The 24,162-nt window shown below is 62.2% G+C and carries 19 protein-coding genes and 7 tRNA genes; 18 read left to right on the forward strand and 8 right to left on the reverse strand.

Annotation, left to right across the window (positions count from 1 at the left end):
- Positions 1 to 149 precede the first annotated feature (149 nt).
- The 6 genes from I6L39_RS08890 to I6L39_RS08915 all read left to right on the forward strand — a co-directional run bounded on the left by I6L39_RS08890 (position 150) and on the right by I6L39_RS08915 (position 804).
- Positions 150 to 242 (forward strand) — tRNA-Ser (locus I6L39_RS08890).
- Between the two features lie 3 nt (positions 243 to 245).
- A tRNA-Arg gene (locus I6L39_RS08895) sits at positions 246 to 322 on the forward strand.
- Positions 323 to 416: 94 nt separating this feature from the next.
- Positions 417 to 493: transfer RNA gene (locus tag I6L39_RS08900), tRNA-Arg, on the forward strand.
- 26 nt (positions 494 to 519) lie between these two features.
- Positions 520 to 596: transfer RNA gene (locus I6L39_RS08905), tRNA-Arg, on the forward strand.
- Between the two features lie 27 nt (positions 597 to 623).
- Positions 624 to 700, forward strand: a tRNA-Arg gene (locus I6L39_RS08910).
- 27 nt (positions 701 to 727) lie between these two features.
- Positions 728 to 804: transfer RNA gene (locus tag I6L39_RS08915), tRNA-Arg, on the forward strand.
- A gap of 240 nt (positions 805 to 1,044) precedes the next feature.
- On the opposite strand, the gene pbpG is transcribed toward I6L39_RS08915, so the two are convergent.
- The 6 genes from pbpG to pepA all read right to left on the reverse strand — a co-directional run bounded on the left by pbpG (position 1,045) and on the right by pepA (position 9,376).
- A complete protein-coding gene (gene pbpG / locus I6L39_RS08920; protein ID WP_216991589.1) occupies positions 1,045 to 1,872 on the reverse strand; it encodes a D-alanyl-D-alanine endopeptidase in 828 nt (275 codons plus the stop codon).
- 135 nt (positions 1,873 to 2,007) lie between these two features.
- The gene (locus I6L39_RS08925) at positions 2,008 to 2,673 is read right to left on the reverse strand and encodes a DedA family protein (RefSeq protein ID WP_042079359.1); all 666 of its coding nucleotides are present in this window, start codon (positions 2,671 to 2,673) and stop codon (positions 2,008 to 2,010) included.
- An 18-nt stretch (positions 2,674 to 2,691) separates the two neighbouring features.
- Positions 2,692 to 3,984 (reverse strand): hemolysin family protein, encoded by a 1,293-nt coding sequence (locus tag I6L39_RS08930; protein ID WP_042079358.1) that lies wholly within the window; start codon positions 3,982 to 3,984, stop codon positions 2,692 to 2,694.
- 244 nt (positions 3,985 to 4,228) lie between these two features.
- On the reverse strand, positions 4,229 to 7,081 hold the full coding sequence (locus I6L39_RS08935) for a valine--tRNA ligase (protein WP_216991590.1): 2,853 nt from the start codon (positions 7,079 to 7,081) through the stop codon (positions 4,229 to 4,231).
- 65 nt (positions 7,082 to 7,146) lie between these two features.
- Positions 7,147 to 7,602 carry a DNA polymerase III subunit chi gene (locus tag I6L39_RS08940; RefSeq protein ID WP_216991591.1) on the reverse strand — a complete coding sequence of 152 codons (456 nt, stop codon included), beginning with the start codon at positions 7,600 to 7,602 and terminating at the stop codon, positions 7,147 to 7,149.
- Between the two features lie 262 nt (positions 7,603 to 7,864).
- On the reverse strand, positions 7,865 to 9,376 hold the full coding sequence (gene pepA / locus I6L39_RS08945; RefSeq protein WP_216991592.1) for a leucyl aminopeptidase: 1,512 nt from the start codon (positions 9,374 to 9,376) through the stop codon (positions 7,865 to 7,867).
- A gap of 172 nt (positions 9,377 to 9,548) precedes the next feature.
- Between pepA and lptF the strand changes: the two genes are divergently transcribed.
- Both lptF and lptG read left to right on the forward strand, forming a co-directional pair.
- A complete protein-coding gene (gene lptF / locus I6L39_RS08950) occupies positions 9,549 to 10,661 on the forward strand; it encodes an LPS export ABC transporter permease LptF (protein ID WP_216991593.1) in 1,113 nt (370 codons plus the stop codon).
- A 25-nt stretch (positions 10,662 to 10,686) separates the two neighbouring features.
- Positions 10,687 to 11,757, forward strand: coding sequence for an LPS export ABC transporter permease LptG (gene lptG / locus I6L39_RS08955; RefSeq protein ID WP_209793667.1), 1,071 nt, complete (start codon positions 10,687 to 10,689; stop codon positions 11,755 to 11,757).
- A 180-nt stretch (positions 11,758 to 11,937) separates the two neighbouring features.
- On the opposite strand, the gene I6L39_RS08960 is transcribed toward lptG, so the two are convergent.
- A complete protein-coding gene (locus I6L39_RS08960; RefSeq protein WP_042079352.1) occupies positions 11,938 to 12,459 on the reverse strand; it encodes an RDD family protein in 522 nt (173 codons plus the stop codon).
- A gap of 143 nt (positions 12,460 to 12,602) precedes the next feature.
- On the opposite strand from I6L39_RS08960, the gene I6L39_RS08965 reads away from it, so the two are divergent.
- The 4 genes from I6L39_RS08965 (at position 12,603) to I6L39_RS08980 (ending at position 16,889) form a co-directional block, all read left to right on the forward strand.
- A tRNA-Leu gene (locus I6L39_RS08965) sits at positions 12,603 to 12,687 on the forward strand.
- 601 nt (positions 12,688 to 13,288) lie between these two features.
- The gene (amt, locus tag I6L39_RS08970) at positions 13,289 to 14,716 is read left to right on the forward strand and encodes an ammonium transporter (RefSeq protein ID WP_216991594.1); all 1,428 of its coding nucleotides are present in this window, start codon (positions 13,289 to 13,291) and stop codon (positions 14,714 to 14,716) included.
- 210 nt (positions 14,717 to 14,926) lie between these two features.
- Positions 14,927 to 16,279 (forward strand): 23S rRNA (uracil(1939)-C(5))-methyltransferase RlmD, encoded by a 1,353-nt coding sequence (rlmD, locus tag I6L39_RS08975; RefSeq protein WP_216991595.1) that lies wholly within the window; start codon positions 14,927 to 14,929, stop codon positions 16,277 to 16,279.
- Between the two features lie 100 nt (positions 16,280 to 16,379).
- Positions 16,380 to 16,889, forward strand: coding sequence for a GNAT family N-acetyltransferase (locus I6L39_RS08980; protein ID WP_216991775.1), 510 nt, complete (start codon positions 16,380 to 16,382; stop codon positions 16,887 to 16,889).
- A 207-nt stretch (positions 16,890 to 17,096) separates the two neighbouring features.
- On the opposite strand, the gene tppF is transcribed toward I6L39_RS08980, so the two are convergent.
- Complete coding sequence (tppF, locus tag I6L39_RS08985; RefSeq protein WP_216991596.1) at positions 17,097 to 17,711, reverse strand: type IVa pilus pseudopilin TppF; 615 nt, start codon at positions 17,709 to 17,711, stop codon at positions 17,097 to 17,099.
- A 40-nt stretch (positions 17,712 to 17,751) separates the two neighbouring features.
- On the opposite strand from tppF, the gene I6L39_RS08990 reads away from it, so the two are divergent.
- From I6L39_RS08990 to I6L39_RS09015, 6 genes are all read left to right on the forward strand, one after another.
- Positions 17,752 to 18,525 (forward strand): TatD family hydrolase, encoded by a 774-nt coding sequence (locus tag I6L39_RS08990; protein WP_216991597.1) that lies wholly within the window; start codon positions 17,752 to 17,754, stop codon positions 18,523 to 18,525.
- Positions 18,526 to 18,753: 228 nt separating this feature from the next.
- Positions 18,754 to 20,028 carry a NupC/NupG family nucleoside CNT transporter gene (locus tag I6L39_RS08995; RefSeq protein WP_209793664.1) on the forward strand — a complete coding sequence of 425 codons (1,275 nt, stop codon included), beginning with the start codon at positions 18,754 to 18,756 and terminating at the stop codon, positions 20,026 to 20,028.
- Between the two features lie 123 nt (positions 20,029 to 20,151).
- Positions 20,152 to 20,322 carry a XapX domain-containing protein gene (locus tag I6L39_RS09000; protein WP_010673027.1) on the forward strand — a complete coding sequence of 57 codons (171 nt, stop codon included), beginning with the start codon at positions 20,152 to 20,154 and terminating at the stop codon, positions 20,320 to 20,322.
- A 391-nt stretch (positions 20,323 to 20,713) separates the two neighbouring features.
- On the forward strand, positions 20,714 to 21,487 hold the full coding sequence (gene deoC, locus I6L39_RS09005; RefSeq protein ID WP_216991598.1) for a deoxyribose-phosphate aldolase: 774 nt from the start codon (positions 20,714 to 20,716) through the stop codon (positions 21,485 to 21,487).
- 83 nt (positions 21,488 to 21,570) lie between these two features.
- Positions 21,571 to 22,902, forward strand: a complete 1,332-nt coding sequence (gene deoA / locus I6L39_RS09010; protein ID WP_216991599.1) for a thymidine phosphorylase — start codon at positions 21,571 to 21,573, stop codon at positions 22,900 to 22,902.
- 14 nt (positions 22,903 to 22,916) lie between these two features.
- Positions 22,917 to 24,125 (forward strand): phosphopentomutase, encoded by a 1,209-nt coding sequence (locus I6L39_RS09015; protein ID WP_042079344.1) that lies wholly within the window; start codon positions 22,917 to 22,919, stop codon positions 24,123 to 24,125.
- The last annotated feature ends 37 nt before the right edge of the window (positions 24,126 to 24,162 follow it).

Genomic DNA, 24,162 nt, shown 5'->3' on the forward strand with positions numbered 1-24,162 from the left:
CAATGGGCCTGCAGGGCGCGGCCGTACTGGGTAAGTGTTGATATTGCTTGAATATTCCACGCTTTGACCAAATGCTGAGCGAACACGCTGTTTTCTCCAAAAAAGTGTTTGACTAAAAATCCCTGTGAAGTATTATCAGCCCCGCAAACGGAGAGGTGGCCGAGAGGCTGAAGGCGCTCCCCTGCTAAGGGAGTATGCGGCTTATACCCGCATCGGGGGTTCGAATCCCCCCTTCTCCGCCATTAGCGCCCGTAGCTCAGCTGGATAGAGTACCTGGCTACGAACCAGGTGGTCAGAGGTTCGAATCCTCTCGGGCGCACCATATTTGACTCTTGGAGTCATGTGTTGACCATCAGCAAGTCGGCACTAAAGAAGGCTTACTGTTGAGTAAGCTTTTTTTATCGTTTGAAAACAGGGCGCCCGTAGCTCAGCTGGATAGAGTACCTGGCTACGAACCAGGTGGTCAGAGGTTCGAATCCTCTCGGGCGCACCATTTCAAGCGAATACAATGATTTATGAGCGCCCGTAGCTCAGCTGGATAGAGTACCTGGCTACGAACCAGGTGGTCAGAGGTTCGAATCCTCTCGGGCGCACCATGTTTCAAGCAGTGCAACAAGTTGTGAGCGCCCGTAGCTCAGCTGGATAGAGTACCTGGCTACGAACCAGGTGGTCAGAGGTTCGAATCCTCTCGGGCGCACCATATATCAAGCAGTGCAACAAGTTATGAGCGCCCGTAGCTCAGCTGGATAGAGTACCTGGCTACGAACCAGGTGGTCAGAGGTTCGAATCCTCTCGGGCGCACCATACAGACAGCCTCGACTTAGGTCGGGGCTGTATTTTTATGGGCCGGATCCACACTGTATCCATTTCCACCTCATTCCTGCCTCACCCTCCTTATCCCGTGCCGCATCAGCGCCTTGCAGGCCACTCACCATAGAGCACATGCGGCTCGTCACCATCACCGCGCTGGCAGCCGTCAGGCGCCCTTCGGCGGCCAATAAAAAAGGATGCCGCAGCATCCTTTCAGGTCTTGATGGGACGAACTCAGCTCTTCAGCCACTTGCGGATACGGTTGGCGTCGCCGACCGGGGTGCGCTTGCCCACCGAGTTGAGCAGTACGATGGCGAGCTCCTGGCGGTCCGGCTTGGCGCGCATCAGCAGGCAGCGGCCCGCCTCGTCGGTGTAGCCGGTCTTGGAGAGGCGCACGTCCCAGTCCGGGTTCTTCACCAGCGGGTTGGTGTTGTTGAACATCAGGCTGTAGGCAGGCTTGGTGAAGCGCATCTCCTTGCTGGTGTCCTGGGTGAATTGGCGGATCAGCGGCTGGCGATAGGCGGCGGCGATAAGCTTGGCCAGATCCCGGGCGGTGGAGACGTTGCGGGTCGACAGGCCGGTGGAGTCATAGAAACGGCTGTTGCGCATGCCGAGCTGTTTGGCCTTGTTGTTCATGGCGCGGATGAAGGCGGAGCGGCCACCCGGATAGTGTCGGGCCAGCGCCGAGGCCATGCGGTTCTCGGAGGACATCAGCGCCAGATGCAGGGCGTCGCGGCGGGTCACCTTGGTGCCCATGCGCACCCGGGAGTAGGTGTGCTTGATGTTGTCCCTGTCGTTCTGATCTATGGTCAGGGTCTGATTCAGGTTCTGGCGGGCATCCAGCACCACCAGGGCCGTCATCAGCTTGGTGAGGGAGGCGATGGGCCTGACCTGGGCAGGGTTCTTCTGGTAGAGCGTCTTGCCGGTGTTGATGTCCATGACCAGGGCGCTGCCCGACTTGAGCTGCAGCTTGGCCGGGTTGGGGGCCGCCATGGCTGCGGGCAGCCCCTGCATTCCGATCAAGCCACACAACAGCGCGATTGCGCGAATCCAACACCTCATACAACCGACTCCATCCACAGCGAAAAAAGGCGCTAGATTCACTCATTTTTGCCCCCGCTTTACAAGAGCGGCCTGGCGGAATTCGTCACTATTTCCATAAAAAAGGGCCGCCTGACGGCGACCCTCCTCTTGGTCTCACTCTCTGGAGACGCTGGCCCTGCGTTTGCTCCACCAGCGCCAGACCAGGGCGATGAGGCCGCCCACCAGCAACACCACGGGCAGATAGAGGATGATGCTGAGAAACTGGGACTCATACTGCGCGGCCAGCTTGGTGTGGCTCAGGTAGTAACCCAGCCCGACCAGGGGGCAGATCCACATGATGGAGCTGATGAGGTTGACCACCAGGAAACGCCCTTGCGGGATCTCGTTGGCACCCACGATATAGGGGTAGGCGGTACGCACGAAGGCGATGTAGCGGGCGGTGATCAGGGTGATGATGCCGTACTTGTTGAGCAGGTAGTGCACCTTCTCCTTGTGCTTGTCATCCAGGTGGGACATCAGCCTGTGGTACATCTGGGTATGACCGAGGAAGCGCCCCTGCATGTAGCCAAGCCAGGTGCCGAAAAAGGTGGCCAGGATCAGCAGCGGTACGACCGCCAGCGGCAGCACCCCCTGATAGATCAGCACGCCGGTCAGGATCAGCAGGGTGTCCCCTGGCAGGAAGGCGGTCGGGATGAAGCCATTTTCCAGCACCAGAAAAGTCAGCAGGACGACATAGACCATGAAGACCATATTGGGATTGGAAAGGGTCGCCAGATCCTGATTAATGAAGGCGTGAGCCAGGTGGTAAAACTGCTCCATACATGCAAACTCCGCAGGTTAGCTGGGTTGGTCGGTCAAGGGCATGGCAAGCACCTTGTCGATGCGCAGGCCGTCCATATCCACTATTTCCAGTTGCCACTGTTCCAGGGTGACCAGGTCTCCGGTCTGGGGAAGGCGGCCAAGGAGCAGCATGATAAGCCCTCCGAGGGTGTGATAGTGATGTTTTTCTTCTTCCGGCAGTCGAACCAGCTCCAGGCAGTCCTTCAATTCGGGCAGCGGGATCAGGCCGTCGAGCAGCCAGCTGCCGTCGGCGCGCCGGAAGGCCCAGTTGTCCTCGCCCCCCTCCTGCTGGAAGTCGCCGGCCAGGGTTTCCAGCAGATCCTGCTGGGTGACCAGTCCCTGCAGCTCGCCATATTCGTCCACCACCAGCACCATGTGCTCGGCGTGGGTACGGAAATGGTTGAGCAGCTCCAGGCCGTTCAGGGTCTCCGGCAGCAGGCTGCCATCCTGGGTCAGGGCCGCGAGATCGATGGGCTCCCCCTTGATGTAGGCGTGCAGCACCTTGCCGACGTTGAGGATGCCCACCAGATCCGACAGGCTGCCGTCACAGACCGGGAAGAAGCTGTGGCGATACTCCACCAGGCGCTGCAGGTTGGTCTCCAGCGGCAGCGACAGGTCGAGGTAGCGGATGTCGCTGCGCGGCACCATCAGGGAGGCCAGGCTGCGCTCGTCGAGGCGGAACACGTTCCGTAACATAGTGTGCTCGTGATCCTCGATCACCCCGGCCTCTGAGCCCTCCACCAGCATGGCGTGGATCTCCTCCTGGGTGACGTTGGCACCGCTGCTCTGATCGACCCGCATCAGGCGCAGGCTGGCGTTGGTAGAGGCCGAGAGCAGCCAGACGAAGGGGCGGGTCAGGGTCGCCAGCCACAGCATGGGACGGGCCACCAGGCAGGCGATGCGCTCGGCGCTGAGCTGGCCGAGGCGCTTGGGCACCAGCTCCCCCACGACGATGGAGAGATAGGTGACCAGCACCACGACGATGACGGTGGCGAGCAGGCTGCTGCTCTTGGGGGAAAGCCCCCACTCCTGCAGCCAGAGGGCGAAGGGTTGCGCCAGCAGGGATTCGCCGTAGATACCGTTGAGCAGGCCTATGCTGGTGATGCCGATCTGGACGGCAGAGAGGAAATGGGTCGGATCCTCGCCCAGCTTGAGGGCGATGGCGGCACCGCCGCTGCCCTCGCTGGCCATCTTGGCAAGACGCGCCTTGCGGGCGGTGACGATGGCGATTTCCGACATGGCAAAGACACCATTGAGCAAAATCAATCCAAGCAGGATCAATATTTCCATACTGCAGCAGCACTCCCGGTAGAAAAGGTCGCTGGCAGTGTAATGAATTTGCGGGCGATGCGCTTGTGAAAGGAAGTGATTTGGCTCGTGAATTTTTCAATACGCCTCCCGGGTTGGCGGCGTTGCTCCGCGAGGGGGCTTCCCCCGGTTGCGGCAGCGGGACAGGGCCAGGCCCGCTTCGGTGGGGACCGGACAAGATAAAGCCCCCGATGGACGGGGGCTTGTGGCGAGCAGGGTGGATCGCTTAGAGCGCCGCGATCTCGGCCTGCTGGGCCTCCAGCTTGGTCAGCTGGAGACGGTAATCGTCCAGCTTCTCGCGCTCCTTGGCGATGACGGCGTCCGGCGCCTTGGCGACGAAGGCCTCATTGCCGAGCTTGCCTTCGATGCGGCCGCACTCGCCCACCAGACGGGCTACCTCTTTGGCCAGACGGGCCAGCTCGGCTTCCTTGTCGATGAGACCGGCCATCGGGATCAGCAGCTCGGTGGCACCGATCAGCTTCTTCACCGACAGGGGGGCGGTTTCACCTTCGCCAAGCACGCGGATGGACTCCAGACGGGCCAGCGACTTGAGGAAGGCCTCGTTGTCCTGGGCGCGCTCGGCATCCTTGGCATCGCACTGGAGCAGCACGTTGAGGGGCACGCTCGGTGCCACGTTCATCTCGGCGCGGATGTTGCGAATGCTGACGATGAACTCCTTCACCCACTCCTGATCCGCCATCGCGGCTTCGTCCACCTTGGCGGCGTCGAATTCCGGGAAAGCCTGAATCATGATGGTGTCGGCGTGTACGCCAGCCAGCGGGGCCACCGATTTCCAGATGGTCTCGGTGATGAAGGGGATGATGGGGTGCGCCAGACGCAGCAGGGTTTCCAGCACGGTCACCAGGGTGTGGCGGGCAGCGCGCTGCTCGGCCTCGGAACCCTTGGTCAGCACCGGCTTGGTCAGCTCCAGATACCAGTCACAGAACTGGTTCCAGATAAATTCGTACAGCACGCCTGCCGCAATATCGAAGCGGTAGGTATCGAGCGCGGTGCGGAAGTCGCGGATGGCCACTTGCAGCTGGGACTGGATCCAGCGATCCGCCAGGCTGAACTGCATCTCGCCACCGGCAAAGCCGCAATCCTGATCTTCGGTGTTCATCAGCACATAGCGGGAGGCGTTCCACAACTTGTTGCAGAAGTTGTTGTAGCCATCCAGGCGCTTCATGTCCCAGTTGATGTCACGACCGGTAGAGGCCAGCGCCGCCAGGGTGAAGCGCAGGGCGTCGGTACCGTGGGCGTCGATCCCTTCCGGGAACTGCTTGGCGGTACGCTTGGCGATCTTCTCGGCCATCTGCGGCTGCATCATGTTGCCGGTGCGCTTCTCCAGCAGATCTTCCAGGGAGATGCCGTCGATCATGTCGAGGGGGTCCAGCACGTTGCCCTTGGACTTGGACATCTTCTGGCCTTCTTCGTCACGGATGAGGCCTGTGATGTAGACGGTCTTGAACGGTACCTGCGGCTGGCCGTTCTCGTCCTTGATGAAGTGCATGGTCATCATGATCATCCGGGCGATCCAGAAGAAGATGATGTCAAAGCCGCTCATCAGCACGTCGGTGGGGTGGAAGGTCTTGAGCGCCTCGGTGTTGTTCGGCCAGCCCAGGGTGGAGAAGGTCCACAGGGCGGAGCTGAACCAGGTGTCGAGCACGTCTTCGTCCTGACGCAGCACGGTCACGGACGGGATGCTGTGCTTGGCGCGCACTTCGTCCTCGTTGCGGCCCACGTAGACGTTGCCGGCATCGTCATACCAGGCCGGGATGCGGTGACCCCACCACAGCTGACGGGAGACGCACCAGTCCTGGATGTCGCGCATCCAGGAGAAGTACATGTTTTCGTACTGCTTGGGCACGAACTGGATGCGGCCATCTTCCACCGCCTCGATGGCGGTCTTGGCCATGGGGGCCACGCGCACGTACCACTGGTCGGTCAGCATGGGCTCGATGGGCACGCCGCCGCGATCGCCATAAGGCTGCTGCAGCACGTGATCCTTGATCTCGGCCAGGAGGCCCAGCTCGTCCAGCTTGGCGACGATGGCCTTGCGGGCGGCGAAGCGCTCCATCCCGGCGAACTCGGTCGGCAGGGTGGCGTCATAGGCGGTGCTGGGGTTGCCGTTGGTGTCGACCACTTCGGCCTCGGCACGCACGTGGGCGTCCAGGGTGAAGATGTTGATCATCGGCAGGTTGTGGCGCTTGCCCACCTCGTTGTCGTTGAAGTCGTGGGCCGGGGTGATCTTCACACAGCCGGTGCCCTTCTCCATGTCGGCGTGTTCGTCGGCGACGATGGGGATCAGACGGTTCACCAGCGGCAGCAGGATGTGCTGGCCGATCAGCGCCTTGTAGCGGGGGTCTTCCGGGTTTACCGCGACCGCGGTATCACCCAGCATGGTCTCGGGACGGGTGGTGGCGACGATCAGGTGTTCCTGACCCTCGGCGGTTTTGGCGCCGTTGGCCAGCGGGTAGCGCAGGTGCCACATGTGGCCCTTGATCTCGCGGTTTTCCACTTCCAGGTCGGAGATGGCGGTGTTGAGCTTGGGATCCCAGTTCACCAGACGCTTGCCACGGTACATCAGGCCATCTTCGTACAGGCGGACGAAGACTTCCTGCACGGCGGCGGAGAGGCCTTCATCCATGGTGAAGCGCTCGCGCTCCCAGTCCACGGAGTCGCCGAGGCGGCGCATCTGACGGGTGATGGTGCCGCCGGACTCTTCCTTCCACTGCCAGATCTTGTCGATGAAGGCTTCACGACCGTAATCGTGGCGGGTCTTGCCCTCTTCGGCGGCGATCTTGCGCTCCACCACCATCTGGGTGGCGATACCGGCGTGGTCGGTGCCCGCCTGCCACAGGGTGTTCTTGCCCTGCATGCGGTTGTAGCGGATCAGGGTGTCCATCAGGGTCTGCTGGAAGGCGTGACCCATGTGCAGGCTGCCGGTGACGTTCGGCGGCGGGATCATGATGCAGAAGGAGTCTTTGCTGGTGTCGCCGTGGGGCTTGAAGTAACCCTGGGCTTCCCAGTGCTGATAGAGCGCCTGTTCGATGGCGTTGTGATTAAAAGTCTTTTCCATGGTCTCGCCGTATTCTGGATGGATGGATTCTGGTGTTGATTCGTCGTGGATCGAGGGTGGCGCAGTCAGGGCTGCGCCGGATCCGGTGCGGCAAGGACGGGCTGATCCCTCATCTCGAGGGTGTGGCCCGCCTGGCGATAGTGCTTGTAGCGCTCGCGGGCTTGCTGCTTTTGCGTTTCGTCAGTGGGGACAAAATCTACCACTTGAGCGAAGTGTCCTGCAAACAAAGGTGTCTGCCGGGCCAGGTTGATGAGGCAGGCATAACGCCGCTTCGGCGGCTGATGGCCGATCTCCACCGGGGCCTGACCGCTCTCCCCCTGCAACTGGTGCGGCACGAAGCGATCGGGCGGCAGCTGCCACAGCAGCTCGTCCAGTCGCAGGGCCTGGGCCTCGTCGTCGCAGAACAGATAGAGGTGGCCGCCACTCCAGCCATCGGCCGCGAGCTGGCAGACGAGGCGCTCGATGGCGGAGGCATCCGCGTCATCGGGCTGGCTCATCAGGTAAAAGGTCACTTGGCTCATCAGGTGGGTCCCGTTTGGCTGTGACGGACAGCGATTGGCCGTCTGCGGGAGCCGCGCCGGACACGGTCTTCCCGGATTCTATCAATGAAACAAGGAAGAGGCAGGCCTCTTCCTTGTGGTACAGAGTAACGCCTTTGCGCATCGCTCATCGAGTCGATGGGGAAGGGCATCACTCCTTGTCTTCGACGTCCGCCACGCCGGCCCGATTGAGCAGGAAGATGCTGGCTCGGCAGGGGCAACGGACTGTCGGGCAAGGATGGTTTTACTCTTTATCCTCAACGTCTGCCACGCCGGCTCGATTGAGCAGGAACTGGGTCAGCAGGGGCACAGGACGGCCGGTGGAGCCCTTCTCCTTGCCGCTCTTCCAGGCGGTCCCGGCGATATCCAGGTGGGCCCAGTTGTACTTCTTGGTGAAGCGCGACAGGAAGGCGGCGGCGGTGATGGTGCCGGCCGGGCGACCGCCGATGTTGGCCATGTCCGCAAACGGGCTCTCCAGCTGCTCCTGATACTCGTCGAACAGCGGCAGGCGCCAGGCGCGATCCCCGGCCTGCTCGGAGGCGTTCAGCAGTTCGTGGGCCAGGGGGTTGTGGTTCGCCAGCAGGCCAGAGGTGTGGTGGCCCAGGGCGATGATGCAGGCCCCGGTCAGGGTTGCCACGTCGATCACGGTCTCGGGATCGTAGCGGTCCACGTAGGTGAGCGCATCGCACAGCACCAGGCGGCCTTCGGCGTCGGTGTTGAGCACCTCGACGGTCTGGCCGGACATGGTGGTGAGGATGTCACCTGGGCGGTAGGCGTTGCCCCCCGGCATGTTCTCGCAACCCGCCAGTACGCCGATGACGTTGATGGGCAGCTGCAGCTGGGCCAGGGCGTGCATGGTGCCAAGCACGGAGGCGGCGCCACCCATGTCGTACTTCATCTCGTCCATGCCCTCGGCCGGCTTGATGGAGATGCCGCCGGAGTCGAAGGTCAGCCCCTTGCCTACCAGCACGATGGGCTTGGCGTCGGCGTTGCCCTTGTACTCGATGATGGCCATCATGGCCTCGTTCTCGGAGCCGCGGGCCACCGCCAGGTAGGAGTTCATGCCGAGCTCGGCCATCTCCTGCTCGCCGATCACCTTGGTGGTGATGTTGTCATAGGCATCCGCCAGACGACGGGCCTGGGAGGCGAGGTAGGCCGGGTTGCAGACGTTGGGCGGCATGTTCGCCACGTCGCGGCAGACGCGCACGCCCTTTGCCACGGCCAGGCCGTGGGTGATGGCTCGCTCGCCTATGGTCAGTTCCCGACGCGTCGGCACGTTGAATACCAGCTTGCGCAGCGGGCGGCGCGGTTCGGCCTTGTTGGTCTTGAACTGATCGAAGCTGTAGAGGCCCGCCTTGGTGGTTTCCACCGCCTGACGCACCTTCCAGTAGGTATCCCGTCCCTTGACGTGCAGTTCGGTCAGGAAGCAGACCGCTTCCATGGAGCCGGTCTCGTTCAGGGTGGTGATGGTCTTGTTGATGATCTGCTTGTACTGGCGTTCGTCGAGTTCCCGCTCCTTGCCGCACCCGACCAGCAGCACGCGCTCGCTGAGCACGCCCGGTACTTGGTGCAGCAGCAGCATCTGGCCTGGTTTGCCTTCCAGATCGCCGCGGCGCAGCAGCGAGCTGAGGTAGCCGTCGCTGATCTTGTCCAGCTGTTCGGCAACCGGAGAGAGGCGGCGAGGCTCAAAAACGCCGACCACGACGCAGGCGCTGCGTTGCTTCTCAGGACTGCCACTCTTTACACTGAACTCCATGGAATCTCCTACATCCTAAAGACAAAAGGCACCATTTATTGAATAATGCGGTGCTTGTTGGGGTATCAGAGGCGGAGCGAACAGCCACAGGCTCCGCAGTTCAAACTGGTAAAAATCCAATATAGGGCCCTATTTTTCAGGCATTCGACTAAAAACACAAGTTTACTTGGGAATGACTGTGATCGTTTTCCGATATTTGTTCAGGGAGACCCTGAAAACCCAGCTGGCGGTGCTCTTCGTGCTGCTGCTCATCTTCGTCAGCCAGCAATTCATCCAGATCATCGGTGATGCCGCCGATGGCGAGGTGCCGACGCGCCTGGTTTCCACCCTGCTGCTGCTCAACCTGCCGAATATGGCGCTGTTGATGCTGCCTATCAGTCTGTTTTTAGCCATTCTGTTTGCTCACGGCCGTTTGTATGCGGAAAGCGAGATGACGGTGATGCATGCGGTGGGATTCAGCCACCGTTTCATCATGGGCAGCGCCATGGTGCTGGCCCTGCTGACGGCGGCCGTCGCGGCGTTCAACACCGGTTGGATCGCCCCCCAGGCCAAGGAGCGCGAGTATCAGGTGATCGACGAGTTCAAGGCCGATCCGGGCATCTCCTTCCTGCAGGCCGGTCGTTTCATGGAGCTCGACAAGGGGCGTCTGGTCGCCTACATCCAGGATCTCAACGACAAGGGGTCCGAGCTGCAGAAGATCTTCGTGCTGCAACGGGCCGAGGGCACCTCGCCGCCCTCGGTGGTGGTGGCGACGGAAGGGGTGGTCACGGTCGACAACAACGGACTGCAGTGGCTGACCCTGAAGGACGGTTCCCGCTACGAGGGGCACTTCAATACCCGCCAGTTCCAGATCTCCCAGTTCGACGAATACAGCCTGGTGATCCGCCAGCAGGAGATGGAGCGCTCCAACCGCAAGGCGGCGGCCAAGCCGACCATGGCGCTGCTCGGCACTCAGGACAACCAGCTGATGGCGGAGCTGCAGTGGCGCCTGTCGCTGCCGCTGTCCATCCTGGTGCTCACCTTCCTGGTGGTGCCGATGGCGCGGGTCAACCCCCGTCAGGGGCGCTACGCCAAGCTGCTGCCGGCCATTCTGCTCTACCTCTCCTACTTCCTGCTGCTCAGCGCCGCCCGGTCGGCCATCGACAGCGGGCGTCTGCCCCACTGGCCCGGCATGTTCCTGGTGCCCCTGGTCTATCTGCTGCTGATCGGCCTGCCGCTCAACCTGCAGGGCACCAGCTGGTGGAACGGGATGAAGGGGCACTTCTTCCGGAGAAAGTCAGCATGATGCTGCAACCTAGGAGTTTCTGCTGATGTTCGGCATTCTCGATAGATACATAGGCAGGGTCATCTTCATGTCGATCCTGCTGTGCGAGCTGACCCTGGTGGGGCTGGCGGCGCTCATCAAGTACGTGGAGCAGTTGAAGGCGGTCGGGGAAGGCAACTACGACATGCTCAATGCCCTCTACTTCGTGCTGCTCTCCATGCCGAAAGAGGCGGTGCTCTTCTTCCCGCTGGCGGCCCTGCTGGGCGGCCTGATCGGGCTGGGCCAGTTGGCGACCAGCTCCGAGCTGGTGGTGATGCAGGCGGCGGGCCGCTCCAAGATCAGCATCGTCATGGCGGCGCTCAAGACGGCGATCCCCCTGATGTTGCTGGTGGGGCTGATGGGAGAGTACGTGGCCCCGGCTGCCAAGCGGATGGCGGACGACATCAAGGCGGGCGCCATGTCGGAAGGGCGGCTGACCGTCTCGGCCTATGGGGTCTGGGCCCGCGACGGCAACAACTTCGTCAGCATCAACGGGGTGCGCAACGACGGCGCCCTGACCGGCATCACCCTCTACCGCTTCACGCCGTCCCGCAACCTGATCGACGTGGTCCAGGCGCAGGAGGGGGTGTTCGAGCAGCATCACTGGCTGCTCAAGGGGGTGCATGTCACCCGCTTTGACGACCCCACCCGAGTCCTTGATGAAAAGCATGCCCAGATGGAGTGGCAGTCCGAACTGACTCCCAAGCAGCTCGGGGTGGTCAGCATAGACCCCGAGAACCTCCCCATCTCGGGTCTGATGGACTATATCGGCTATCTGGACGCCAACAAGCAGGACGCCGGTCGTTACAAGCTGGAGATGTGGCGCAAGCTGCTGTCGCCGCTCTCCGTGGTGGCCATGATACTGCTCGCCTCCTCCTTCATCTTCGGTCCGCTGCGCTCGGTGAGCATGGGGGCGCGGATGCTGATGGGGATCATGACCGGCTTCGCCGTCTACGTCAGCGATCGGGTATTCGGCCCCGTCAGCCTGGTCTATGCGGTGCCCCCCATACTGGCGGCCATCGCGCCCAGCCTGCTATTTGGCGGCATCTCCTTCTACATCCTGAGCCGCAAGCAGTAGCGGTCTGAGGGGCGGTGGCGTCGCTGGCAAAAGGCGGCTATCGCTCCCGATGTGCTGCTGTCTGGCGGCATCTCCTTCTACATCTTGAGCCGAACGTAGTGACACTCGTTGTGGTGTGAGGCGACAAGATGCAAAGAGGGCACCCATGGGTGCCCTCTTTTATTGCGTCAGGTGCGTCGTTCACTTGTTCAGCTGTTCCAGATTCTCTTCTTTGCTCAGCACCACGACCTCGCACTCGGCCCAGATATCCTGGAAGGCGCGCGGCCGCTCGCGGTTGAACACGCAGAGCAGGTTGCCGAGGCCGAAGGCCGAGGTCGCGAGCCGGATCAGTGCCTGAGTGATACGGATATTGCTGCCGTCCACATTCTGGATGCGCAGCCGCCAGGCTCGCATGCCGATGGTCTGGCCGGCACGGGTCCAGAACCAGGTGTAGAAGCCGCAGATCACCAGAGCCAGCCAGGCGCTGTAGAGGGGGCTGGTGAGCAGCCAGGCCGCATCCTTGCCTTCGGGCACGGTCGCCATGCCGGTGGCCAGCAGCAGGTGCGCCACCCCCATGCCGATGAAGCCGGCGATGATCAGCAGGGCGATGACCACCAGATAGTCGTAGAGCAGGGCTCCCAGGCGCCGCAGCAGACCGGCTGACGGGTGTCGATGCTGGGGGGCGGGGGGCTGAAGGGAGGAGGGGGTCTTGCGCTTGGCCATGGTGATTATTCCATTAATATGATGCGGGCATTCTATGTAACTGATCCTGCATCGGCAAGGCGTTGAATAAATGAGCAAACGACGGTGGGTGAAAGAAAAACACCTTGCATGCCCAAACGCCATTCGTATAATCCCTCGCAGCTGCCCGGGTGGCGAAATCGGTAGACGCAGCGGATTCAAAATCCGCCGTAGCAATACGTGTCGGTTCGAGTCCGACCCCGGGCACCATCAGATTACAAAACAAAAGGCCATCCTCGCGGATGGCCTTTTGTTTTGCCGCGCATACCCTTGTCAGTCGATATTCTGAGCGATCCGCCGCCGCACCCCTGAGCGATCGCAGAGGCTGAGCGCCTTCATGTGACGGCCGGGGTCAAACCCGGTGATCCCGACGCCGTAGCGACCTACGACCTGCCTCGCCCCTTCTCCCCGCACGGGGCACAAAACACATCTGCGCTCTTCATGGCGCCGGCCTTTTCATTCGTTTCGCAAATGCCTTGGCGAGGGGCACAGGCTCCCTGTCGCCCCGTGCACGGCATGCCATTGAGCCATCCTGGTGCAGGTGTCCGGCGCTGCACAGCCGAAGTGCGAATTCCCACCCGTCGCGGGGCATCATGCTCCAATATGGTGCGGTGCCGATGGAGGTTGATGATAACCAATTGAAAATAATCAATTATATTTTCTGGCCTGCTTTATGCTTTACATCTTCCATGTCGCCATGACGAGCCCGTGACATCGTCTCCTGATGGCGGCGAGGATGCGGGCAGTGAGCAGGTTTGAGATTCATATCAGGAAATGGACCCGGATGCCGGGACGACAAGGAGAGGGCTGTATGTTCAAGAGACTCGTAATGACTGGCCTGCTGGCGTTGAGCGCTACCATGGCCCCCCCTGGCTGGGCCGAAGAGGTGGCCGCACAGGCGGATGTGGTACAGGCTGCCGCGACCGTGACGATCAACAAGGGGGACAACACCTGGCTGATGGTGGCGTCGGCCCTGGTGATCCTGATGTCCATCCCGGGGCTCGCCCTGTTCTACGGTGGTCTGGTGCGCGCCAAGAACATGCTGAGCGTGCTGATGCAGGTGTTCACCCTGTTCTGCCTCATCACCGTGCTCTGGGTGGTTTACGGCTATTCGCTGACCTTCACCGAGGGGGGCGCCTTCTACGGTTCGTTTGACAAGGTGCTGCTGGCCGGGGTGACGCCGGATTCCATCGCCGCCACCTTCAACAAGGGGGTGGGGATCAGCGAGTTCATCTATGTGGTGTTCCAGGGGGCCTTTGCCGCCATCACCTGCGGGCTCATCGTCGGCGGTTTCGCCGAGCGGATGAAGTTCTCGGCCGTGCTGCTGTTCGCGGTGATCTGGTTCACCTTCGCCTACATTCCGATGGCGCACATGGTGTGGTACTGGGCCGGCCCGGATGCCTATACGGATGCCGCAGCCGCCGAGGCGGCCGGTGCCACCGCGGGCTATCTGTTCCAGCATGGCGCCCTTGATTTCGCCGGCGGTACCGTGGTGCACATCAACGCGGCGGTTGCCGGTCTGGTCGGTGCCTTCATGGTCGGCAAGCGGGTCGGGTACGGCCGGGATCCCATGACCCCCCACAGCCTGACCATGACCATGATTGGTGGCGCCCTGCTGTGGTTCGGCTGGTTCGGCTTCAACGCCGGCTCCTCCCTGGAAGCCAACGGCACGGCGGCCCTGGCCTTCGCCAACACCTGGCTGGCGCCAGCCGGTGCCGCCCTCTCCTGGACCTTCGCCGAGTGGGCGATGAAGGGACGTCCCTCCCTGCTGGGGGCCGTGTCCGGTGCCGTGGCGGGCCTGGTGGCCATCACCCCTGCCGCCGGTTTCGTCGGCGTGGGCGGCGCCCTCGTCATCGGCCTGCTGAGCGGTGTGGCCGGTCTGTGGGGCGTGCACGGTCTCAAGCGCCTGCTAGGAGCCGATGACAGCCTGGACGTGTTCGGCCTGCACGGGGTGTGCGGGATCCTGGGGGCCGTGCTGACCGGCGTGTTTGCCAGCCCGGATCTGGGCGGCACCGGGGTCTGGGACTATGTGACCAACCAGGTGGCCGAGGGTTACTCCATCCTGGCCCAGGTGAAGGTGCAGGTGATCGGCGTGGGGGTGACCGTGGTCTGGACCGCCCTGGTCTCCGCCGTGGCCTACAAGCTGGTGGACCTGCTGATCGGCTTGCGGGTGAAGGAAGATGCGGAGCGGGAGGGTCTGGACGTGACCAGCCACGGCGAGAAAGCCTACAGCCTGTGATTCCCTTCCCCTGACTCGAGACCGCCGGCATTGCCCGGCGGTTTTTTTATGGTGCCACGGGGCGGGGAAGGGGCACCGTCGTTATTTGCATGAAGAGGCGGTTTAGTGCCTGCATTTTGGGCGGATCTTCGCTAAACTCTGCCACCCTTTATTCGGGGTCGCCGGGTCAGCCCTGCCGCCACCCTTTCTTCTACGCCTTCGGAGCCGCTCATGCCGTTAGTGGGACACCAACATCGGATCGATATTCTGGAACTGACCGACAAGGGGGATGGCAAGGGTCGCCTGTTCGATCGCCCACTGTTTGTCGAGGGTCTGCTGCCCGGTGAGCAGGCGCTGGTCGAGTTGACCGAGGTCAAGCCCAACTACCTGCACGGCAAGCTGGTCGAGCTGACCGGGCCCTCTGCCGATCGGGTGCCCGATTTCTGCCCCAACACAGAGTGCGGTGGCTGCCAGGTGCGCCCGCTGGCCTACCCGGCCCAGCTCGCTCTCAAGCAGACTCTAGTGCAGAGCGCGCTGGAGCAGGTGGGGCTGGGCGAGGCCATCGTCAATCCCATCCTCGGCATGGACAGCCCCTTCGCCTATCGCAACAAGGCACAGTATGCCGTGCGCGGCAGCGAGGCGGGGGCCGAGATCGGCTTCTATCGCAAGCACTCCCACGATCTCATCACCGCCGACGATTGCGCGGTGCAGGACTCGCTCCACGTCGAGCTCAACGCCCGTGTGCGCCAGTGGATGCGCGAGCACGAGGTCGTGGCCTACGACGAGGTGGCCCACACCGGCTGCGTACGCAACCTGATGACCCGCAAGGGCTTCAAGAGCGGCGAACTGATGGTGGTGCTGGTGACCCTGGGCGAGGAACTGCCGTTCGAGGCCGAGTTGCTGGCGTGCTTAAGCGATCTGCCCATCACTACCCTGGTGCAGAACATCAATGGCGAACGCACCAACCGCATCCTGGGCGACAAGAACCGGGTGCTGCTGGGTAGCGGGGTGATCCGCGACAAGATCCACGAGCTCGAGTTCGAGATCTCGCCCCTCTCCTTCTTCCAGAACAATCCGGGCCAGACCGACGTGCTCTACTCCAAGGCGCTGGAATATTGCGAGCTGACCGGCAGCGAGACGGTGTTCGACATCTATTGCGGCATCGGCACCATCTCCCTGTTCCTGGCGGGCAAGGCCGCCAGGGTGGTGGGGATAGAGTCGGTGGAGAGCGCCATCAGCGACGCCCGCCGCAACGCGGCCCTGAACGGCATCGAGCACACCGAATTCCACGTGGGCAAGGCGGAGCAGCTGATGCCCGTGTTGCATGCCGACGGCGTGACCGCCGACGTGGTGGTGATGGATCCCCCCCGCAAGGGTTGTGACAAGGCGGTGCTGCAGACCCTGGTCGCCATGGCCCCGCGCCGGTTGGTCTATGTCTCCTGCAACCCGCAGACCCTGGCCCGGGATCTCGCCTGGCTGGTCAAGCAGGGCTTCGTGCTGGACGAGGTGCAGCCGGTGGACATGTTCCCGCACTCCATGCACGTCGAAGCGGTCGCTCGTCTGAGCCTGCCGGCCAAGGCCTGAATTGAATTAGCCAGATGGCTCTGATAAAAACGACTCCAAATGGAGTCGTTTTTTTATGGCCGTGGACCGGTGTAACCACCAGGCAGGGAGATCGGGGGTGATGATTCGTCTGGCAGGGGTGGAGGATGCAGCGGCGCTGGATCACTTCTTTGGGCAACTGGACAGGGAGACCCGCTTCATGCTGTATGAGGCGGGGGAGCGCCCCTCGGATATCGAGGGGCAGCGCCAGCGGCTCGAGGCCATGGCGGCGGCCCCCAATCAGGCCATGTGGCTGCTGGTGCTGGCCGGGGAGGTGCAAGGGTTTGCCGTGCTCATCGGCGGCGGCCTGGCGCGCAACCGCCACTGCGCCCTGGTGGTGATGGGGCTGCGGTCGAGTGTTCGCGGGCTGGGATGGGGTGAACGGTTACTGCGCACCCTGATTGCGGCCGCCGGCGAGCTCGGGATCCAGCGGTTGGAGCTGGGGGTGATGGCCCACAACGAGGTGGCCCACGCCCTCTATCGCAAGTGCGGCTTCCGGGACGAGGGGTTGCGGCGGCGAGCCTATCGGCTGGATGAGGGTTATGTGGACGAGATCAGCATGGGGTTGCTGCTGTCGCCCGGAGCGCAATGACTTGGCTGACCCGGAGGGGGAGGCGACAGAGTGTCCGACGGCTTGATGAAGGGAGGAACGCGCTGATGAAAGGTATCTTGTTACGCTGGCTCGCTCGCTACGACGCCTGGTGCCAGGAGTGGGGACTCACCCCGGAGAACCGGCGCTGTTGCGCGCCGGTGCGCCATGACGAAGACGAGGATGCGCCAGAAACGCGCGACGACGCCCTCAATGATAATTGCGCGTCACGGCGCCGGTGACGCTGTTGTAGTCGAACGAGAGCCCCTCCGGATACGCCGGAAAGCGGCCGATGGAGTCGCGCAGGACATAGCGGCAGTTGTCGTGGCGCAGATTGCCTTCGAGTTGATCATTGGCCGGGATCAGCCGTGAGATATAGTCGCTTTTTGAATCTGTATGGCGTTCATCGGCTGCCGTCAGGTCGGTGTCGAGCAGGGCGCCGAACAGGCTCTCGCAATCGTCCCGGCTGCTGACGGAGATCTGATCGCTGTCGCCACCGGGGAAGATTGCATCGGGGCCCTGACCCCCCTGATCCTCCTTGGTCCCCACCGGCCAGCCATGGCGGTTGATGTCGAGATCCTGCTTGCCCATGCCGCTAAAGTTGTAGAGTGCCAGCGGCTCCCCCTTCACCTTGACCGCCCAGCCAGCGTGGGCGAGCTGCACGGCGCTGGCAAAACTGCCCGCCGTCGCCGAGACGCTGCTCTTGAGCGCATCGTCCTGGATGTTGATGAAACGGGGCAGGGCGGTGACGGCCAGGATCCCCAGCACGACGATGACCAGCACCAGTTCTAGCAGGGTAAAGCCGCGGGAAACGCGTGTTGACATGAGATGAACCCAGTGAGTACGACAAACGGATAGGCGCGATATGGAACTGATAGACACCCACTGCCACCTGGACTTTCCCGTCTTCGATGCCGAGCGGGAGGCCCTGCTGGTCCAGTGGCGCCAGTTGGGCGTGGGCGAGTATATCATCCCCGCCGTGGGAGAGGAGAACTGGGGACGGATCAGGACGCTGGCCGAGCGCCACGACGAGATCCGCTATGGGCTGGGGATCCATCCCTGGTATGTGGGGGCCCAGACGGAGGGGGTGCTGGCCAGGCTGGAGTCCCTGCTGGCGAGCCGGTCCCCTGGGTTGGTGGCGGTCGGGGAGTGCGGGCTGGATCTGCGCACCCAGGTGTCTCAGGAGGGGCAGATCGAGATGTTCGAGGCGCAAGTAAGGCTGGCCATGGCTTACGATCTGCCCCTCATCGTCCACTCGGTGCGGGCCAATGACACCGTCGCCAAGATACTGCGGCGCTTCAAGCCGGCGAGAGGGGGTGTCATCCACGCCTTCAGCGGATCTCAGCACCAGGCAGAGGCGTTCTGGCAGCTGGGGTTCAGGCTGGGGATAGGGGGCGTCATCAGCTATGAGCGGGCCAACAAGACCCGGGAGGCGATCAGAGCCATGCCGCTGGAAGCCCTGGTGCTGGAAACCGATGCCCCCGACATGCCGTTGCAGGGGGGCCAGGGGGAGATCAATACCCCGGGGAGCCTGCCGGTGATCGCCGACATGCTGGCACAATTGCGCCAGCAGCCGCTGGAGGATGTTATTTCGGTGTTACATGAATCCACCCGGCAACTTTTCCCACTGGGAAAATGAAGGTGCAACACTTTGTTAACGATTGATGCCGGTGTGATAAAAAACAGCGTCCATAAAAATCGTTTTCGGTCTAATTAAACGATGTTCAGCCCGTTTCTGGCTTATAAAATGTGACCAGTATTCTATTTTGTCGCACCGTAATTAGTATAATGCGCACCCTTGATTAGCGGCTTTAATGCACAAATCGTTAACAAGCTGGCTGGTGCTACTAAAGAGGAAGTCTGAATAATGAATCTGATAATGGGTCTGGTAGGGATGGCAACGCTCGTCCTTATCGCGGTGCTATTTTCCAGTAATCGCAAAGCAATAAGGGTGCGTACCGTCGCCGGTGCCTTTGCAATCCAAGCCGGCCTGGGTGCCTTCGTGCTGTACGTCCCGGTTGGCCGCGACATCCTGGTGGGCGTATCCGATGCCGTTTCCAGCGTCATCGGTTATGGTCAGAACGGCATCGAATTCCTGTTCGGTGGTCTGGTCGGCAACAAGATGTTCGAAGTGTTCGGTGGCGGCGGCTTCATCTTCGCCTTCCGCGTGCTGCCGGTCATCATCTTCTTCTCCTCCCTGATCGCCGTGCTCTATTACCTCGGCATCATGCAGTGGGTCATCAAACTGCTGGGTGGTGGCCTGCAGAAAGTACTGGGCACCTCCCGTACCGAATCCCTGTCCGCCACTGCCAACATCTTCGTCGGCCAGACTGAAGCCCCGCTGGTGGTACGTCCCTTCATCTCCAAGATGACCGACTCCGAGCTGTTCGCCGTCATGTGTGGTGGCCTGGCGTCCGTGGCCGGTTCCGTGCTGGCAGGTTACGCCTCCATGGGCGTCAAGATGGAATACCTGATTGCCGCCTCCTTCATGGCCGCCCCGGGTGGTCTGCTGTTCGCCAAGCTGCTGGTACCGGAAACCGAGACCCCCAGCTACGACGAGAATACCGCCGAGGGCGAGCTGGACGACAAGCCGGCCAACGTGATCGATGCCGCCGCCGCCGGTGCTTCCGCCGGTCTGCAACTGGCTCTGAACGTCGGCGCCATGCTGCTGGCCTTCATCGGCCTCATCGCCATGATCAACGGCATCTTCTCCGGCGTGGGTGGCTGGTTCGGCTATCCGCAGCTCTCCCTGGAACTGCTGCTGGGCTGGCTGTTCTCCCCGCTGGCCTTCCTGATTGGCGTGCCCTGGAGCGAAGCCGTGGTCGCCGGCTCCTTCATCGGTCAGAAGCTGGTGGTGAACGAGTTCGTGGCCTACCTGAATTTCGCCCCCTACCTGAAGGATGAAGTGCTGATCAACGGCGTGGCCATGTCCGAGCACACTAAGGCCATCATCTCCTTCGCCCTGTGCGGCTTCGCCAACCTGTCCTCCGTCGCCATCCTGCTGGGTGGTCTGGGCTCCATGGCTCCGAACCGTCGCGGCACCATCGCCAAGTTCGGTCTGAAGGCCGTGCTGGCAGGTTCTCTGTCCAACCTGATGTCTGCCACCATCGCAGGCTTCTTCCTGGCGCTGTCCGGCATGTAATACTGCCTGACCGTGAGGGTAAAGACGAACGCCACAGCGACTTGCTGTGGCGTTCTCGTTTGGAGCGGTGACAACCGTTTTCCTTTCTAGACTAATAATAAAATGAGTCAAATCGGAGGTTCTATGAATGAAGTGCTACTGGCAATGGCGGCCGGCTTTATCGTTGGGGTGTTGTTTTCTTTCCTCAAGTTGCCGATCCCGGCGCCTCCCGTACTGTCCGGGGTAATGGGGATTGTGGGGGTGTATCTGGGAGGGATTGCCTACTCCTGGATCCTGACCCGCTTCTTCTCCTAAAGCACCTTACAGTGCTGGATTTGCCGGGTGTGAGGTACCTCTGAAATTGGCAAATCCGGCTTGCAAACACGGGGTATCTCGGCTGAAATAGGCGATGCCAGCAGGGTGCTGGCATTGACTAATGCCCGATGAATTCGGGTGTTGGCGGTCAAATGGAATTGATTGGGAAGTCGGGTCAGACCTTGTCTGCCTTTCTCAAGTCTTCATGGAACCAAGTCCGCACTTTTGTAAGAAAGTGACAGGGCTCTTGCCTTATTTGCAGCCGTATTGCCTGTGCATTTGCGCTGCAATTCCATATCCCGTTGCTCCGGGAGCGTCTCTTGCCGACCCTCAGTGTCCGGTGACGGCCGTTCGCGGGTGATGGGGCTTATCAAGACTTTGGAGACATAGCATGACTGATCTGAAACTGGCCGCCCAACGTGCCCTGAACCTGATGGACCTGACCACCCTGAACGATGACGACACCGATCAGAAGGTGATCGATCTGTGCCGCAAGGCCAAGTCCCCGGCCGGCCTCACCGCCGCCGTCTGCATCTATCCCCGTTTCATCCCCATCGCGCGCAAGACCCTGCGTGAGATCGGCGCCGCCGACGTGCGCATCGCGACCGTGACCAACTTCCCCCACGGCAACGACGACATCGAGATCGCCGTGGCCGAGACCCGTGCCGCCGTCGCCTACGGTGCCGATGAAGTGGACGTGGTCTTCCCGTACCGTGCCTTCATGGCTGGCAATGAACAGGTCGGCTTCGATCTGGTCAAAGCTTGTAAGGAAGCCTGTGGCGCCAAGGTGCTGCTGAAGGTGATCATCGAGACCGGCGAGCTGAAAGAAGAGGCGCTGATCCGCCGCGCCTCCGAGATCGCCATCGACGCCGGTGCCGACTTCATCAAGACCTCCACCGGCAAGGTGCCGGTGAACGCGACCCCGGAAGCGGCCCGCATCATGATGGAAGTGATCAAGGCCAAGAACCCGAGCGTCGGCTTCAAGCCGGCGGGTGGCGTGAAAGACGCCGCCGTGGCCGGCCAGTATCTGGCCATGGCCGAAGAGATCCTGGGCAAGAACTGGGTCTGTGCCCGCACCTTCCGCTTCGGCGCCTCCAGCCTGCTGGCCAGCCTGCTGGCAACCCTGGGGCACGGCGACAAGCCGGCCAACACCAGCGGTTACTAAGCGACGGCAGGGGGCGGTGCGCCGCCCCCTCTTCGGATCCTGTTCGGTCTGTGTTCGTGCGTGACGCACGGAGGGAATGAAAGATGTTTTTGCCTCAAGAGATCATTCGCAAGAAGCGCAACGGTGAAGCGCTCAGTACCCAAGAGATTCAATTCTTCATTCAGGGCATTACCAACAACACCATAGGCGAGGGGCAGATCGCGGCGCTCGCCATGGCGGTCTACTTCCAGGACATGACCATGGACGAGCGGGTTGCCCTGACCTGCGCCATGCGCGACTCCGGCATGGTGCTGACCTGGGACCACCTGAACCTCGGCGGCCCCATCGTCGACAAGCACTCCACCGGCGGGGTGGGCGACGTCGTCTCCCTGATGCTGGGCCCCATGGTCGCCGCCTGCGGCGGTTTCGTGCCGATGATCTCCGGCCGTGGCCTGGGCCACACCGGCGGTACCCTGGACAAGCTGGATGCCATTCCCGGCTACCAGACCTCGGTGGACAACGATCGCTTCCTGAAGGTGGTGAAGGAGGCCGGGGTCGCCATCATAGGCCAGACCGGCGATCTCGCCCCGGCGGACAAGCGTATCTATGCGGTGCGCGACATCACGGCCACCGTGGAATCCATCGCCATGATCACCGGCTCCATCCTCTCCAAGAAGCTCGCCTCCGGGCTCGAAGCGCTGGTGATGGACGTGAAAGTGGGGTCCGGCGCCTTTATGCCGACGTTTGAGGCTTCCGAAGAGCTGGCCAAGAGCATAGTCGCGGTGGCCAACGGCGCCGGCTGCCGTACTTCTGCCTTGCTGACCGACATGAACCAGGTGCTGGCCTCCAGCGCCGGCAACGCGGTGGAAGTGCGCGAAGCGGTGCGCTATCTGACCGGTGAATACCGCAACCCGCGTATCCACGAAGTGACCATGGCGCTCTGCGCCGAGATGCTGATCTCCGCTGGTCTGGCCCGTGATGAGCAAGAGGCCCGTGCCAAGCTGCAGGCCGTGCTGGACAACGGCAAGGCGGCCGAGATCTTCGGCCGCATGGTGACCGGCCTCGGTGGCCCCGCCGACTTCATGGAGCGCTACGACGCCTATCTGCCCAAGGCCGCCATAGTGCGCCCTGTCTATGCCGCCAGCAGCGGTTTCGTGACCGCCATGGATACCCGCGAACTGGGTCTGGCCGTGGTGGCCATGGGCGGTGGCCGTCGCGCCGCTGGCGACAAGCTCGATTACGCAGTCGGTCTGACCGACTTTATCCGCCTGGGGCAGAGCGTCGAGGCTGACAAGCCGCTCGCCCTGATCCACGCTCAGACAGAGGCTCAATTTGCCGAGGCCGCCCGCATGGTGCAGGCTGCCGTCAAGATCGGCGACACTCGACCAGAGGCGCTGCCCGAGGTTTACCGTCGCATCGGTCTGGCTGATTTGTAACAAGGGGAAGTCCCATGAAACGTACCTTTATTCTGATGATGGACTCTTTCGGTATCGGCGCCGCCGCCGATGCCGACAAGTTCGGAGATGTGGGCGCCAATACCCTTGGCCATATCGCCAAGGCCTGCGCCTCCGGTGAGATCGAGGGCCGCGGCCCTCTCAATCTGCCGAACCTCAACAAGCTGGGTCTGGGTCACGCGGGTGAACTCGCGAGCGGCACCTTCCCGGCCGGGTTGAAGAAGGATGTCGAGGTGATCGGCGCCTACGGCTTCGCCCAGGAGCTCTCCTCCGGCAAGGACACCCCGTCCGGTCACTGGGAGATCGCCGGCGTGCCCGTGTTGTTCGAGTGGGGCTATTTCCACGATCACCACAACAGCTTCCCGCAGGAGCTGCTGGACGCCATCGTCGAGAAGGCCGGCCTGCCGGGTTACCTCGGCAACTGCCACGCCTCCGGCACCCAGGTGTTGGATGATCTGGGCGAAGAGCACATGCGCACCGGCAAGCCGATCCTCTACACCTCTGCCGACTCCGTGTTCCAGATCGCCTGCCACGAAGAGACCTACGGCCTCGAGAAGCTCTATGAGCTGTGCCACATAGTGCGCGAGCTGCTGGAGCCCTACAACATCGGCCGCGTCATCGCGCGTCCGTTCGTGGGCAGCGGCAAGGGCAACTTCAAGCGCACCGGCAACCGCCACGACTACTCCGTGCTGCCGCCGGCGCCGACCGTGCTGGACTACATGAAGGAGGCGGGCGGCCAGGTGGTTTCCATCGGCAAGATCGCCGACATCTATGCCCAGCAGGGCATCACCAAGCAGGTGAAGGGCACCGGCCTGACCGAGCTGTGGGACAGGACCCTGGAAGAGGTGAAGGCCGCCGGTGACAACACCATCGTCTTCACCAACTTCGTGGACTTCGACTCCTCCTACGGTCACCGCCGTGACGTGAAGGGCTACGCCGATGCGCTGGAGTACTTCGACTCCCGTCTGCCCGAGCTGTTCGCGCTGATGCAGGATGGCGACGTGGTGGTGCTGACCGCCGACCACGGCTGCGATCCGACCTGGAGCGGCACCGATCACACCCGCGAATACATCCCTGTGCTGTTCTACGGCAAGCCGGTCAAGGCGGGCTCCGTCGGTCGTCGCGAGACCTTTGCCGACATCGGCCAGAGCATCGCGGCCTACCATGGTCTGCCCAAGCTGCAATACGGCACCAGCTTCCTGTAATGCCGACCCGGGGCGGACCTGTCCCGGAGGCAAAGGG

Source organism: Aeromonas sp. FDAARGOS 1409 (genome assembly GCF_019048705.1).
Lineage (GTDB): Bacteria > Pseudomonadota > Gammaproteobacteria > Enterobacterales > Aeromonadaceae > Aeromonas > Aeromonas sanarellii.